At 64.5% G+C, this 14,592-nt stretch carries 14 protein-coding genes; 11 read left to right on the top strand and 3 right to left on the bottom strand.

Annotated elements, in window-relative coordinates; genetic code table 11:
• Nucleotides 1-22 precede the first annotated feature (22 nt).
• The gene (locus tag NTH_RS15400) at nt 23-1,609 is read right to left on the bottom strand and encodes an ABC transporter substrate-binding protein (RefSeq protein WP_338530840.1); all 1,587 of its coding nucleotides are present in this window, start codon (nt 1,607-1,609) and stop codon (nt 23-25) included.
• A 19-nt stretch (nt 1,610-1,628) separates the two neighbouring features.
• On the bottom strand, nt 1,629-2,276 hold the full coding sequence (locus tag NTH_RS15405) for a helix-turn-helix domain-containing protein (protein WP_338530841.1): 648 nt from the start codon (nt 2,274-2,276) through the stop codon (nt 1,629-1,631).
• Between the two features lie 167 nt (nt 2,277-2,443).
• Between NTH_RS15405 and NTH_RS15410 the strand changes: the two genes are divergently transcribed.
• The 11 genes from NTH_RS15410 to NTH_RS15460 all read left to right on the top strand — a co-directional run bounded on the left by NTH_RS15410 (nt 2,444) and on the right by NTH_RS15460 (nt 13,423).
• On the top strand, nt 2,444-3,484 hold the full coding sequence (locus NTH_RS15410) for an ABC transporter permease (RefSeq protein ID WP_422392402.1): 1,041 nt from the start codon (nt 2,444-2,446) through the stop codon (nt 3,482-3,484).
• On the top strand, nt 3,484-4,392 hold the full coding sequence (locus NTH_RS15415) for an ABC transporter permease (RefSeq protein WP_338530842.1): 909 nt from the start codon (nt 3,484-3,486) through the stop codon (nt 4,390-4,392). Before NTH_RS15410 ends, NTH_RS15415 begins: the two co-directional genes overlap by 1 nt.
• Nucleotides 4,389-5,234 (top strand): ABC transporter ATP-binding protein, encoded by an 846-nt coding sequence (locus NTH_RS15420; RefSeq protein ID WP_338530843.1) that lies wholly within the window; start codon nt 4,389-4,391, stop codon nt 5,232-5,234. Before NTH_RS15415 ends, NTH_RS15420 begins: the two co-directional genes overlap by 4 nt.
• Complete coding sequence (locus tag NTH_RS15425) at nt 5,231-5,980, top strand: ABC transporter ATP-binding protein (RefSeq protein ID WP_338530844.1); 750 nt, start codon at nt 5,231-5,233, stop codon at nt 5,978-5,980. The genes NTH_RS15420 and NTH_RS15425 overlap by 4 nt, the downstream gene beginning before the upstream one ends.
• Before the next feature lie 20 nt (nt 5,981-6,000).
• On the top strand, nt 6,001-6,501 hold the full coding sequence (locus tag NTH_RS15430; RefSeq protein WP_338530845.1) for a GAF domain-containing protein: 501 nt from the start codon (nt 6,001-6,003) through the stop codon (nt 6,499-6,501).
• A 151-nt stretch (nt 6,502-6,652) separates the two neighbouring features.
• The gene (locus NTH_RS15435) at nt 6,653-7,453 is read left to right on the top strand and encodes a DeoR/GlpR family DNA-binding transcription regulator (protein ID WP_338530846.1); all 801 of its coding nucleotides are present in this window, start codon (nt 6,653-6,655) and stop codon (nt 7,451-7,453) included.
• Nucleotides 7,450-9,027: a sugar ABC transporter ATP-binding protein gene (locus NTH_RS15440; RefSeq protein WP_338530847.1), complete on the top strand. Its 1,578-nt coding sequence runs from the start codon at nt 7,450-7,452 to the stop codon at nt 9,025-9,027. The genes NTH_RS15435 and NTH_RS15440 overlap by 4 nt, the downstream gene beginning before the upstream one ends.
• On the top strand, nt 9,024-10,007 hold the full coding sequence (locus NTH_RS15445) for an ABC transporter permease subunit (RefSeq protein WP_422392403.1): 984 nt from the start codon (nt 9,024-9,026) through the stop codon (nt 10,005-10,007). The genes NTH_RS15440 and NTH_RS15445 overlap by 4 nt, the downstream gene beginning before the upstream one ends.
• Before the next feature lie 49 nt (nt 10,008-10,056).
• Nucleotides 10,057-10,998 (top strand): ABC transporter substrate-binding protein, encoded by a 942-nt coding sequence (locus NTH_RS15450; RefSeq protein WP_338530848.1) that lies wholly within the window; start codon nt 10,057-10,059, stop codon nt 10,996-10,998.
• 73 nt (nt 10,999-11,071) lie between these two features.
• Nucleotides 11,072-11,761 carry an L-ribulose-5-phosphate 4-epimerase AraD gene (gene araD / locus NTH_RS15455; protein ID WP_338530849.1) on the top strand — a complete coding sequence of 230 codons (690 nt, stop codon included), beginning with the start codon at nt 11,072-11,074 and terminating at the stop codon, nt 11,759-11,761.
• An 81-nt stretch (nt 11,762-11,842) separates the two neighbouring features.
• The gene (locus NTH_RS15460) at nt 11,843-13,423 is read left to right on the top strand and encodes a ribulokinase (protein ID WP_338530850.1); all 1,581 of its coding nucleotides are present in this window, start codon (nt 11,843-11,845) and stop codon (nt 13,421-13,423) included.
• Nucleotides 13,424-13,489: 66 nt separating this feature from the next.
• Here the strand turns inward: NTH_RS15460 and NTH_RS15465 are convergent, their stop codons facing one another.
• Nucleotides 13,490-14,557, bottom strand: a complete 1,068-nt coding sequence (locus NTH_RS15465; RefSeq protein WP_338530851.1) for a serine hydrolase domain-containing protein — start codon at nt 14,555-14,557, stop codon at nt 13,490-13,492.
• Nucleotides 14,558-14,592: the final 35 nt, after the last annotated feature.

Consider the following 14,592-nt stretch of genomic DNA (forward strand, 5'->3'; position numbering starts at 1 on the left):
AGGTCCGGCGGGGCGTAGCGGCTCAGTCCTTGGAGACAAGCCTGTAGTAGACGAAATCGGACGTCGCGCCGTTCACATAGCCGTTCACGTCCTTGTCCATCGCCACCTGGTAGGCGGCCTGGAACATGATGACGATGGGCGACTTTTCCTGCACCTGCTTCTGGAGGTCGACATAGATCTCGTTGCGCTTTTCGGGATCCGATTCCGAAAGCGCCTGCATGGTCTTCTCGTTCAGTTCCTGCGGCACTGCCCAGGCATTCCGCCAGGTGGTGGTCGCCTGGTAGTTGTCGTCGGAATTGTCGCTGTTATAGGCAAAGGCCTTGGCGTTTGAATGCGGGTCCATGAAATCGGGCCCCCAGTAGAGCAGCATCGCTTCGTGGCTGCGCTCGCGATACTTCGTGATCACCTGCGAGCCCGTGCCGGGAATGATCTCGAAATTGATGCCGGCCTCGGCAAAGCTTGCCTGCAGCGACTGCGCCATGTCGGTGAACGGCGTCGAGTTGATCACGTCCAGAGTCACGTTGATCGGCGTTTCCACGCCGGCATCGGCCAGTATCTGCTTGGCCTTCTCGGGGTCGTAGCTGTAGGGCGTCTCGTCATAGGAGCCGGGGAAGCCCTTGGGCCAGAAGGCCTGGTGGATTTCCATCTGGCCCTTGAGGAAGCTGTTCACCATCCCCTCGTAATTCACCAGATAGCGCGCCGCCTCCCAGACGGCCTCGGGCTGCAGGGCTTCGACCTTCTGGTTGAAGGAGAGGAAGTGGACGGCAGCCTGCGGGTAGGTCTCGACCTTGATGTCCTCGGCCGTGATGCCGGAAATCTGGTCCGGCGTCAGGTTGCGCGCCATGTCGACGTCGCCGGACTGCAGGAGAAGCTGCTGGGTCGCCGCTTCCGCCACATGCCGGATGACCACGCCCTCGACCTTCGGCGCTCCCTTGAAATAGTTCGGGTTGGCCGCAAGGCGCACCATCTCGCCGGGGCGGTAGGCTGCCAGTTCGAACGGACCGGAGCCCGCGGAATTGGCGTTCAGCCAGTTGTTGCCCATGTCGCCGTCGGCCTCGTTTGCCATGACGGTCTTCTCGTCGACGATGGAGGCCGGGCGGGCGGCCAGCACATTGAGCACGAAGGCCGGCGAGAACTCGCCCTCATACCTGACGGTGACCTTGTTGCCCTCTGCGGTGACCATGTCGTCGACATTCTCGGCCGTCCAGCCGAGCTGGGCCAGGATGAAGGCCGGCGTCAGGTTCAGCTTGATGACGCGGGCGAACGAGAACACGACATCTTCGGCCCGCACCGGATTGCCGGAATGGAAGGTGGCATCCTCGCGCATGGTGAAGGTGATCGTCCTGGCTTCCGCGTCGGCCTGCCATTCGGCAGCCAGGCCCGGCGCCAGGACGGTGGGGTCTTCGGCATCGTACTGCACGAGCCGGTCATAGACATTGGTCACCAGTTCGCCGGACGAGAACTCGTAGGCCTGGGCCGGATCGATGGCGACGATGTCGTCGATGTTCTGGGCGACCACGAGAAGATTGTCGGGCGTCGCGGCGAACGACGCCGGCGCCGCGGGCAGGGCGAGCGCCGCCGCCAGTAGGGCTGTCTTGATGAGTTTCATTGTTCCGCCTCCGTTGCGTTCACTGTTCTGGTTGCTTGCCGGCAGCGCCGGCCTTCAGGTCGGACGAGACGAGCTCGATCCGGTTTGCCGCGTTGAAGATCGTCAGCGTGCCGGTCCACAGGATGCGGGCCGGCATGTCGTGGGGGTTCTCCCATGCATGCGGGGTGTTGCCGCGATAATGCAGGCTGTCGCCGGCCGCCATCGCCATGGGCTGGCCGTCCAGATACTGGGTGATGGACCCTTCGAGAATGTAGATGATCTCCTCGCCCTCATGGCTCACCGTTTCCGATGCGTAGCCGGGCGGCACGGTGAGAATGAAGGAGGAAAGCTGGCTGCCGGGAAACTCCGTCGCCAGCCGCTCATAGACGATCGAGGAGCCGTCTATGGAAAAGCGCTTTCGCTCGGCCGAGCGGGTGAGGGCGTCTTCGGCGCGCGGCGCCGAGATGAAAAAGTCGAGCGCCACGCCGAGCGCGCGGGCGATCTGCGCCAGGGTGGCAAGCGTCGGCGTCGCATGGTCGCGCTCCACCTGGCTCAGATAGCCGACCGACAGGCTGGCCGCGTCGCCCAGCGCCTGAAGAGTAAGCCCCAGCCTGCGCCTTCTTGCCCGAATGAGCGCGCCCACTTTCGGATGGTTCTCGCCGGTCGCTCGTATTGCCGGTTTGCTCAAAAAATTCTCCCCCATAAAAATTTTTTTGATGAAAGCAGAATTTTTTGTATGCTCCAAGAACTTTTTTGGGGAAGGCGGCAGCCGCGTCGGTGCGGGCCTGTCCGCTCTCGCATCTTTTGGGGGACGATTTGGCCTTTGAACCATCGCCGGCGGAAACCGCGGCGCATATGCGCATCAGCGCCGCCACGGGCCGCATTCTGGGCCGGCTCGGCGGCGCGATGCGTTTTGCCGCGGTCGTTGCCTTCACCTTTCTGGGCCTGCTTGCGATCACCTTCTTCATCGGAAGGGTGGTGCCCATCGATCCGGTTCTGGCGGTGGTGGGCGACCGCGCCACGAAGGAGGTCTACGATGCGGCCCGCCAGGCCATGGGTCTCGACCGCCCGCTCGTCGTGCAGTTCTTCGCCTATGTGTGGGATGTGCTGACGGGCGATCTGGGCCAGTCGATCTCGACCGGGCGCCCGGTGGCCGAGGACCTGGCGCGCGTCTTCCCCGCAACGCTCGAGATGGCGACGATCGGCATTCTGATCGGCGTGCTCCTGGGCGTTCCGATGGGCGTGACGGCGGCGACCCGGCAGGGAAGCCTCTCCGACCAGATCATCCGGGTTCTCGGCCTGCTCGGCTATTCGATGCCGGCCTTCTGGCTGGGGCTCGTCGGCCTCGCCGTCTTCTATGCCGGGCTCGGCTGGGTGGCCGGTCCCGGCCGCATCGACTTCTTCTACGACGGCATGGTGGACCCGGTGACGGGGCTTTATCTCGTGGACAGCCTGATCGCCGGCCAGACAGAGATCTTCTGGAACGCGGTCAGCCATCTCCTGCTGCCGTCCTTCATCCTTGGCTTCTTCAGCCTTGCCTATATCGCGCGGATGACGCGCTCCTTCATGCTCGACCAGCTCAGCCAGGAATATGTGACGACGGCGCGCGTCAAAGGCGTGCCGGAGTGGAAAGTGGTCTGGCGCCACGCCTTCTTTCCCATCCGCATCCAGCTCATCACGGTGATCGGCCTTTCCTACGCCAGCCTTCTGGAAGGCTCGGTGATGATCGAGACCGTGTTCTCCTGGCCAGGGATAGGCAATTATCTCACCACCGCGCTGCTCAACGCCGACATGAACGCCGTGCTCGGCGCGACGCTCGTCATCGGGGCGGTTTTCATCTTCATCAACAAGATTTCGGATGTGCTTTACCGCATCCTCGACCCGAGGGCCCGCTAATGGCCGTGACATATCGCGACTGGCTTCTGGACGATTCGCCTTCCTCGCGCCTGCAGGCCGGCCTCGGCCGCTCCTATCGCGTTTCCATGGCGCTGGCGCGCAATCCGCTGGCCGTGGCCGGCGCCCTCATCATCCTGACCCTCGTGCTCATGGCCGCCTTCGCGCCGTGGATCGCGCCCTATTCGGCGACGGGGCAGGACCTGACCAACCGCCTGATGCCGCCTTCCGCGCAGCACTGGATGGGGACGGACGAGCTCGGCCGGGACATATTCTCCCGCATCGTCCATGGCTCGCGCATCACCTTGATGATCGTCACCATGGTGGCGCTGATCTCGGCGCCGGTCGGCCTGATCGTGGGCGCGGTGTCCGGCTATTTCGGGGGCTGGACCGACCGCGTCATGATGGGTCTTACCGACATCTTCCTGTCGATGCCCAAGCTCATCCTGGCGCTGGCTTTCGTCGCGGCGCTCGGCCCCGGCATCGAGAACGCCATCATCGCCATCGCCATCACCGCCTGGCCCGTTTATGCGCGGATCGCCCGCGCCGAGACGATGACGTTTCGCGATGCCGAGTTCATCGCCGCGGTGCAGCTGCAGGGCGCTTCCTCGACTCGGATCATCCTGCGGCACGTGCTGCCGCTATGCGCCTCCTCCACCATCGTGCGGGTGACCCTCGACATGGCCGGGATCATCCTCACCGCCGCCGGCCTCGGCTTTCTGGGGCTCGGCGCCCAGCCGCCGCTTCCCGAATGGGGCGCGATGATCTCGCGCGGGCGCAACTTCATCCTCGACCAGTGGTGGGTCGCCACCATGCCGGGCTTCGCCATCATTCTGGTCAGCCTCGGCTTCTGCTTCCTGGGCGACGGGCTGCGCGACGTGCTCGATCCCAAGCAGGGAGACAAGCAATGACGGCCCCGCTGCTGGAGATCGAGAACCTCAGCGTCACCTTCCCCACCGCGCAGGGGCCGATCGAGGTCGTGCGGAACGTCTCCTTCACGCTCGGCCGCGAGCGGCTCGGCATTGTGGGCGAAAGCGGTTCCGGAAAATCGATGACGGGCCGCTCGATCCTCAAGCTGATCCGCCCGCCCGGCCGCGTGACCGCAGACCGGATGGTTTTCGACGGTATCGACCTGGCCGCTCAGAGCGAGCGCCGGATGCGGCACCTTCGCGGCGCGCGCATTTCCATGATCATGCAGGACCCGAAATTCTCGCTCAATCCGGTGATGACGGTGGGCGAGCAGATCGGCGAGGCGCTGCAGACCCATCGCCCGATGGCGCGCAGCGAGTTGCAGGCCCGCGTGCTCGCCATGCTGGAAGCGGTGCGCATCGACGGTCCCGAGCGCGTCGCCGGCCTCTATCCGCACGAGATTTCCGGCGGCATGGGCCAGCGGGTGATGATCGCCATGATGCTCATTCCCGAGCCGGACCTGCTGATTGCCGACGAGCCGACTTCCGCGCTCGACGTGTCGGTGCAGGCGCAGGTCCTGGACATCATAGAGGAACTGGTTTCCGGCAAGGGCATGGGCCTCATCCTCATCAGCCACGATCTCAACCTCGTGGCGCGCTATTGCGACCGCATCCTGGTGATGAATTCCGGCGAGGTCGTCGAGGAATGCGCGGCCGGCGAACTGGCGAACGCGACGCACCCCTATACGCGCGGCCTGCTGGCTGCGATGCCGCGGATGAACGAGGACCGCGAGGAACTGCCCGTGCTCGACCGTTCGAGCTGGGCAACGGGAGCAGGCACATGAAGCAACCGGCAATCCTGCTCGACAATCTCGACATATCCTACGGGCCGACCCGGATCGTCCACGGCGTCCATCTGGCGATCGAGGAGGGTGAAAGCTTCGCCCTCGTCGGCGAGAGCGGTTCGGGCAAGACCACAATCCTGAAGGCGATCGCCGGCCTTGCCCCCGACTGGACCGGCGCGATCAGCGTGTTGGGCAGGCCGCGCGGCCACCGCCCCGACCGCGCCTTCGCGCGCGACTGCCAGATGGTGTTCCAGGATCCCTATGGTTCCCTACACCCGCGCAAGACGGTGGACGACTGCCTGTCGGAGCCGCTTCTGGTGCACGGGCTCAAGGAACGCGACCGGCGCGTCAAGGACGCGCTCGCCGCCGTCGGCCTTGATCAGCGCTTCCGGTTCCGCTACCCGCATCAGCTCTCCGGCGGACAAAGGCAGCGCGTGGCGATCGCCCGCGCCCTGATGCTGGCGCCGAAAGTGATGCTGCTCGACGAACCCACCTCGGCGCTCGACGTGTCGGTGCAGGCGGAGATCCTGAACCTCCTGAAGAAATTGCGGCGCGAGCAGGGGCTGACCTATCTGATGGTCACCCACAACCTTCCCGTCGTCTCCTTCCTGTGCGACCGCCTGGCCGTGATGCGCCACGGGCGCATCGTCGAGGTGGCGGACGTCTCGGATCTCAAATCGGGCGCGCTGAAGCATGCCTATTCCCGCGAGCTTTTCATCGCCAGCGGCGGTGAACCTGCCTCCTGACAACCTCTCAAGGACCCAAAATGACCGATCTTGACGGCGCGCTCGCCGAATTCGACCATGCGCTTTCCCTCGCCCGAGACGTCGACGCGCCCTTCACGGCGCTGCTGGCGCTCGCCCGGGCGAGCGTGGGCGCAAAGCTCTTCACCTTCATGACGGTGGATATGCGAGCCGGGCTCGCCAGCCGCTCCTACACCAGCCATCCGGCCGAATACCCGGTCTCCGGCACCAAGCCGATCCGCTACGACGACTGGTTCGATCAGGTGCACAAGCGCCGCCGGTGCTTCGTGGCCAACACGCTTGCCGACATCGACAAGGTCTTCCCCGACGCCGAGCTGATCGGCCGCCTCGGCTGCGGCTCGGTGGTCAACCTGCCGGTCGTCCTGGCGGATGCGCTGGTGGGCACCGTCAACATGCTGCACGAGGAGCACCATTACACGCCCGAACGCGTCGAGCGGGCGCGAAGCCTGCTTTCTCTGCCCGCCAAGGCGGCCTATCTGGCGAGCGAACGGCTGCGGGACTGACGCAAAGGTTGCATGGGGGAACCCAAAATGGTGGAAAATGGTCATGCAACTCCCCGGAATTGAGCGTAAAGATTCACGCTTGTGATTATTTAGTTGCATCCCTGTCTTCAGAGTGACATAAAAAGATCACGCTGACGGCTGGGAGGAGAAGTTGAGCGATTTGCATCGCCACCAGGTGGTCCTGGATCTGCTGCATGAGCGGCCCTTCGTCACCGTGAAGGAACTGCAGGAGATCGTCGGCGTCTCGGCGGCCACCGTTCGGCGGGACATCGAGAAGCTCCACGATGCCGGCATGGCCCGGAAAGTTCATGGCGGGATCGCGGCTTCCGATGGTTTCGGGCCTGCGCGCCGCTCGACGGCGCTGCCTTTCGTGGAGAACCGGGACATCGCCGTCGAGGCGAAGAAGGCCATCGCGCGGACCGCGAGCACGCTGGTGCGCGACGGCAGCCTGATCATCATCCATGGCGGCTCGACGTGTTTTCACTTCGGCTGCGAGATGGCGCAGCGCAATGTGCGCGTTTTCACCAATTCCATGCCGGTGGCCGCCTATATGAGCGAGCACGGCACCTGCCAGCTCACCGTCGGCGGCGGCGATCTCCATCGCGAGCCGGGCATCCTTTATGACGCCGCCCGCGGCGGCTACACTTTCTATGCCTCGCAATTCTTCGTGGGCGCGCTTGGCGTCAGCCGCGAAGGCCTGCTCGAGCAGCACCCGTTGCTCGTGCGCTTCATCAACGACATGTGCGGGCTGGCCAACGAGATCGTGGTTCTGGTCGACAGCCGGAAATTCTCCATGCGGCCGCCCACCGTGACCCTGCCGCTGTCCCGCATATCGAAGCTGGTGACCGATGACGGCCTTTCCGACAACGACGCCAAGATGCTGGAGGACATGGGCGTGGACTTCATGGTCGCGCCGACGGAGGAGGGCAGGGCCGGGGAGGGCAGGCGATGAGCACGCCTCCTCCGCTCCTGGAAATGCGCTCGATCAGCAAGACGTTCGGCCCGGTCAAGGCGCTTGCCGATGTGTCCCTGACCGTGCGGGCCGGCGAACTGCATGCGCTGATGGGCGAGAACGGCGCCGGCAAATCCACCCTGATGAAGGTCCTGTCGGGTGCCTACCAGGCCGATCCCGGCGGTTCCGTGCTCATGGATGGCAAGCCGATCCAGCTTGGCGACCCGAAACATTCGAGGGCGATGGGCATCGCCGTCATCTATCAGGAATTGTCGCTGACGCCGAACCTGACGGTCGCGCAGAACATCTTTCTCGGCCGCGAGCCTTCCAGCGCCGGCATCGTCGACCGGGGCGCCATGGACCGGGCGACGGCTCCCATCCTCGAACGCCTTGCCGTGCGTTTTTCGCCTGGCACCCTCGTCGGCGACCTGTCCCTCGGCGAACGGCAACTGGTCGAGATTGCGCGCGCCATGTCGACCAGGGCCCGCGTCATCGTCATGGACGAGCCGACGACCTCGCTGTCGACCCGCGAGGCCGAACAGCTCTTCAAGGTGATCTCCGCGCTGAAGGCCGAGGGCGTGGCGATCATCTATATCAGCCACCGGATGGAGGAGGTCTATCGCCTTTCCGATCGCTGCTCGGTGCTCCGCGACGGCGCCTATGTGGGAACGCTCGACCGCGACGAGCTTTCCGCGCCCAAGCTGGTCGCCATGATGGTCGGGCGCGACCTCAGCACCTTCTACAAAAAGGAGCACAAGCAGCGCGACGATGACAGCGACGTCGTTCTGAAGGTGGAAGGACTTGGCGACGGCAAGCTGGTCGAGGACTGCTCGCTGGAGGTCCATCGGAGGGAAGTGCTGGGCATCGCCGGTCTGGTGGGTTCCGGCCGCACCGAACTGGCCAGGCTGATCTTCGGCGCCGATCCGGCGGTCTCCGGCACGATCCGCATCCACGGCGAGCCGGTGCACAGCCGCAGCCCGCGCGAGGCCCTGTCCCACGGCATCGCCTATCTGACCGAGGACCGCAAGACGCTCGGCCTGTTTCTCGACATGTCGGTCTCGGAGAATGTGAACATGGGCGTGCTGGAGCGCGACGCCCGCCGTTTCGGCATCCGCAATTTCCGCACCGCCGCACGCCGGGCAAAGGGCGCGATCGCGTCGCTGGGCATCAAGACCCCGCACAGCCGCATCAATGTCGGTGCGCTGTCCGGCGGCAATCAGCAAAAGGTGCTGCTGGCGCGGCTGCTGGAAACCGAGCCCAGGGTGATCATCCTCGACGAGCCGACCCGCGGCGTCGATGTCGGCGCGAAGTCGGAAATCTACCGCCTTATCGACGAACTCGCCTCGCGCGGGCTGGGGATCATCATGATCTCCAGCGAACTGCCGGAGATCATCGGCGTCGCCGACCGCGTGCTGGTCATGCGCGAGGGACGGATCGCCGGCGAGGTGAGGGCGACTGCAAGCCAGCCGATCGACCAGGAGCGCATCATGGCGCTGTCCACCGGCGCGGCCAACGACAACGTAACAAACGCCACGCCCGACGGCGCGGCGGCACAGCAGGTTCAGCACCAATGACCGACATCGTACATGGCGACGCGGCGCGCAGGCGCCTTGAAATGAAGGGCATCATCAGGGCGCTCGGCATGCTGCCGGTCCTGCTTCTGCTGGCCATCGGCTTCGAGCTTCTGAGCGGCAAGTTCATGTCGATCAACAATCTGTCCATCGTCATGCAGCAGGCCTCCATCAACATCGTGCTGGCGGCGGGCATGACATTCGTCATCCTGACCGGCGGCATCGATCTTTCTGTCGGCTCCATACTCGCCGCCTCGGCGATGCTGGCGGTGATCGTCTCGCTGATCCCCGAATACGGCATGCTGGGAATACCGGCGGCGATGGCGCTCGGCTTGGCTTTCGGGCTCGCCAATGGCGGCCTTATCGCCTTTCTGAGATTGCCGCCCTTTATCGTCACGCTGGGGTCGCTCACCGCCGTGCGCGGCGTTGCCCGGCTGATGGGCGGCGATACGACCGTCTTCAATCCTGATCTGCCTTTCGACTTCATCGGCAACGGTACGTTGTTCGGCATTCCCTGGCTGGCGCTGATCGCCATCGGCGTGATCCTGGTGTCGTGGTTCATCCTGCGCCGCACGGTTCTGGGCACCTGGATCTATGCCGTCGGCGGCAATCAGGAGGCGGCGCGGCTGACCGGCATCAAGGTCTCGCTGGTTCTCCTCTTCGTGTACGGCATGTCGGGTCTTCTTTCGGGGCTTGGCGGCGCGATGTCGGCCGCCCGCCTCTATGCCGCCAACGGCCTGCAACTCGGCATGGCCTATGAGCTCGACGCCATCGCCGCCGTCATTCTGGGCGGCACCAGTTTCGTCGGCGGCGTCGGCTCCATATGGGGCACGCTCGTCGGCGCGCTCATCATCGCCGTCCTGTCCAACGGCCTCATCCTCGCCGGGGTCTCCGACATCTGGCAGTTCATCATCAAGGGGCTCGTGATCATCGTCGCCGTGGCGCTCGATCGATACCGGCTCCAGGGCGCGGCCCGCACCTGATCGCACCCGCGATAATCGACCACCAAACGCATAACCATGGAGGAGTAACATGCGTAAGCTGAAGACACTTTTATGCACCGCCGCGGCGGTCGCCGCCCTCACCGGCGCGTCCGTTGCCAAGGACCTGGAAAGCATCGGCATTTCGGTCGGCCTGCTCGGCAACCCGTTCTTCGTGGCCACCATCAAGGGCATCGAGGACCGGGCGAGGGAGATCAATCCCGAGGTCCAGGTGACGTCCGTCTCGGCCGATTACGACCTCAACAAGCAGGTCTCGCAGATCGAAAATTTCATCGCCGCGGGCGTTGACATCATCATGCTCAACGCCGTCGATGCCAGCGCCATCGCCCCGGCGGTCAAGCGCGCCAAGGACGCCGGCATCGTGGTCGCCGCCTTCGACGTTTCGGCGCCCGGCGCCCATGTCACCGTCATGACCGACAACGTCGCCGCCGGCGCCAAGGCCTGCCAGTACATCGTCGACAACCTGGAAGGCGGCGAGGGCAACGTCATCATCATCAACGGCCCGCAATCCTCGTCGATCATCGACCGGGTCAAGGGCTGCAAGGACGTACTGTCCAAGCATGAAGGCATCACCATCCTGTCCGACGACCAGAACGGCCAGGCCTCGCGCGACGGCGGGCTGGCGGTCATGGAGGGTCTTTTGACCCGCTATGACGACATCGACGCGGTCTTCGCCATCAACGACCCGACCGCCATCGGCGCCTCGCTCGCGGCCAAGCAGCTTGGCCGCGACGACTTCTTCATCACCGCGGTCGACGGCGCGCCCGACATCGAGCAGGCCCTGTCCTCCGGCAACTCCATGATCAAGGCGTCCGCATCCCAGGACCCCTATGTCATGGCCGGCATGGCGCTCAAGATGGGCTACGACGTCTTCATGGGCAACACGCCCGAGGAGGACACCGTTCTTCTGGAGCCGGAACTGATCACGGCGGAGAATGTGGACAGCTACAAGGGCTGGACGGCCAAGCGCTGATCCAGGCAAAACGGATGCGCCCGGCCTTGCGGGCGCATCCGACACCGTTGATTTCATTCGGGAATAGCAGGGAATGTCGCTCTCGCAGCTCAGGCAGTCGGTTCTGGAAGCCAATCTCGCGACGGTGCGTCACGGCCTGGTGCTGGCGACCTTCGGCAATGCCAGCGGGATCGACCGTGAAAGCGGCAGGGTCGTCATCAAGCCGAGCGGCGTGGCCTATGAGGCGATGACCGCGGACCATATGGTGGTGACCGACATCGACGGCCGGCCGCTGGACAACAGGTACAAGCCTTCCTCGGACCTCGATACCCACACGACCCTTTACCGGGCTTTCACGGAAATCGGCGCCGTCATCCACACCCATTCCACCTATGCCACGATCATGGCGCAAAGCCTGATGCCGATAGCTCCGCTCGGCACCACCCATGCCGACTATTTCCGCGGCGAGATCCCGGTGACGCGGCATCTGACGCCGGAGGAGATCGAGGGCGGCTATGTGGCGGCGACGGGCGAGGTCATCGTCGAGACCTTCAAGGGCCGCGACCCGCTGGAGGTGCCGGCCGTGCTGGTCGCAGGCCATGGACCTTTCGTCTGGGGCCGGACGACGGACGAGGCGGTGCTGAACGCGCTGATCCTGGAAGAGGTCGCCAAGATGGCGTGGCATTCGCACGCCCTGAAACCGGGCCTGAAGCCCATTCCCGACAGCCTGCTCGACTATCACTACCGCAGGAAGCACGGCTCCGACGCCACTTACGGCCAATAGAGCGCCGTGCGTCGATTCGGACGCACAAAGGACGCTCTATCTGACTGCAAAATGCTATAGAAGCCAGAACGAGGCAGACCTATGACGATCATCGCCGGCGCCGATTTTGGCACTTTGAGCGTCCGGGTCACCATCATGGACACCCGGACCGGCGCGACGCTGGCCTCGGCTTCGGCCGAATATCCGCTCGAACGCTCGCAGACGAACCCCCTCCTGGCGCGTCAGTCCCATGCCGACCATATGGAAGCGCTCACCCGCGCCATGCGGGCGGCTGTCGCCGAGGCCGGCATCGACGGAACGCAGATCGCCGCCTTTGCCGCCGATACCACCGGATCGAGCGTGATCGTCGTCGATGAGAACCTCGAGCCGCTCGACGACTATTATCTGTGGTGCGATCACCGCGCCCATGCGGAAGCTGCCGAAATCACCGAACATGCCCGCCGGGAAGGGCTGGAGGCGCTCGACTGGTGCGGCGGCGTCTATTCCCACGAATGGGGCTACGCCAAGCTCCTGCACTTCCTGCGGCACAATCCCGGCAAGCGCGACCGGGTCGCCGCCGCGCTCGAGCATTGCGACATGCTGGCGGCCACCCTGTGCGGCATCAAATCCGTCGCCGACCTGCCGCGCAGCGTCTGCGCCATGGGGCATAAATGGATGTGGGGCGCCCGGTGGGGCGGGCCGCCGCCGCAGGACTTCCTCTCGCGCGTCGATCCCCTGTTCGATGGCGTCAACGCCAAGCTCGACGGCCGCTACGGCACTTCGCTGGAACTGGCAGGACACCTCGGCCTTGAGTGGGCTGAAAGGCTGGGCCTTGCGGCGGGTATCCCCATCCCCATCGGCGCCTTCGACGCGCACTGGGATGCGGTCGGCAGCGGCTGCCGCGAAGGCGACGTCGTCAATGTGATCGGCACGTCGACCTGCATCATCGCGCTCGGCGACGACGAAACGAAACCCGTCGCCGGCATTTGCGGCGCGGTGCCCGGAAGCGTGATCCCGGGGTTGGTCGGCATCGAGGCGGGCCAATCGGCCACCGGCGACATTTTCGAGGCCATCGCGCGGCGGGCCGGCAGCGACGTCGCCAGCCTCTGCGGCAAGCTCGACGGCTACGGCCCCGGATCGACCGGCCTTATGCGGCTGACCTGGGACAATGGCGACCGCACCGTTCTCGTGCGCTCCGACCTTGGCGGCGTCACGCTCGGATGGGATCTGTCGCATACGGCCGCCGACGAAATGCACGCCGCGATCGAAGGCATGGCCATGCATACGAGGATCATCATCGATCGCATGGGCGAGGGCGGGCTTTCCTTCCGGCGCGTCGTCAATGCCGGCGGCATTCCCCAGAAAAACGCGATCCTCAACCAGATCTACGCCGATGTCCTCGGCTGCGAGGTCCACGTCCCCTCGCGCTCCCCTGTCGGCGTCGGCGCATGCATATTCGCATCGCTTGCCGCCGGCGTTTTCGGCAGCATAACCGAGGCGCAGGCAGCCCTGAGCCCGCCTTCGAGGGTCTACCGCCCGAGGGCGGAAACCGCTGGGGCCTATCAGGAGCTCTACGGCCTCTTCAGATCCCTCTATTTCGGCTTCGGCGAAGGCCGTCCCCTGGCCCTGCACGAGGTCCTGCCAAAGCTCAGAGCCTTCCGCCTCGGTTCATCCGTTCATTGAGAGGGGTGGCGGGCAGTGCCAAAATGGCGAACGGCTGAGACGATAGTTCCTCGGACTGCCGCTGTTTCAGTCATTCGCCGACAGGATGTCGTGCATCTTGTACATGTCGAGAGGATCATCGGCATGGGACGGATAGACAAATTTCAGATAGCCCAGACGTGAATTGCCCGTATCCTGCCGGTTGACCAGAACATAAGGGCCGTTCCGGTCGATATGAAGATATTGCCCGCCCCAACCATCGCCGGCGATGACGTCGCGCTCGGAGTTGAGCCACCAGAGATAGCCGTACCCGTCATAGGCCCGTGTAGGCGCTTCCGATACAGGGCTTGTGGACAGTTCGATCCAGCTGACCGGCACGATCTGCACGCCGCCCCACACACCCTTCCGCTGAATGAGAAGCCCGATCCGCGCGAGATCCCGCGCGCTCATGTGAATGCGGTAGGTGCGGTAGCTGGTGGCCGTGCTGTCCCGGTCATAGATGACATGGGACGGATGGAAATCGTCCATGCCGAGCGGCCGTGCAAGCCATTGGTCGAGCGCTTCGCCGATAGACAGGCCCGTTTCCTGCTCGAAGATGGCTCCGAGGACATTGAAATCCCAGTTGTTGTAGTAATAGTGTTCTCCGGGCGCAAACTGGCCTCGGCCGGGGCGCCCGTCCTTCATTGCCTGGTGCTCCGCACCTGAGGCCAGATAGACCCCCGAGCGCGCTTGAAGCAGCATTTCGACTGTTGCCGACTTTTCGGTTTCGGTCAGGGGCGTTGCAGGTTCATCTATACCAAGCTCCGCCAACGACGCGCCGAGGTCGACCAAGCCCTTTTCCTGTGCGATCCCGAACAAGACGCTGAGAACGCTTTTGCGGACGGAATGGAGGTTGGTGGGAACGTCTGTCGGGCCGTATTCGAACACGATCCGGCCGTCCTTGAGGGCGATGAATGCATCGGTTCCTGCGGCTTCGTTTTCGATGAATTCGGCCAAGCGATCCCGCACCGCTGCAGGCAGCGCGGCTTCCGTGGCGGGCAGGGGAGCCGGAGTGGCACCTTTTGCAGCGCGGTCCACGAATGGCTGGGACGCCCACAAAAGGGAGCCAGCCACGGCAACCAGGACTACGGCAAGCAGGAATCTGGAGATTGTCATCGATCGCATCTTCTCCATGCAGGTGGCGGTCTGGC

This window comes from Nitratireductor thuwali, assembly GCF_036621415.1.
Classification (GTDB): Bacteria; Pseudomonadota; Alphaproteobacteria; order Rhizobiales; family Rhizobiaceae; genus Chelativorans; species Chelativorans thuwali.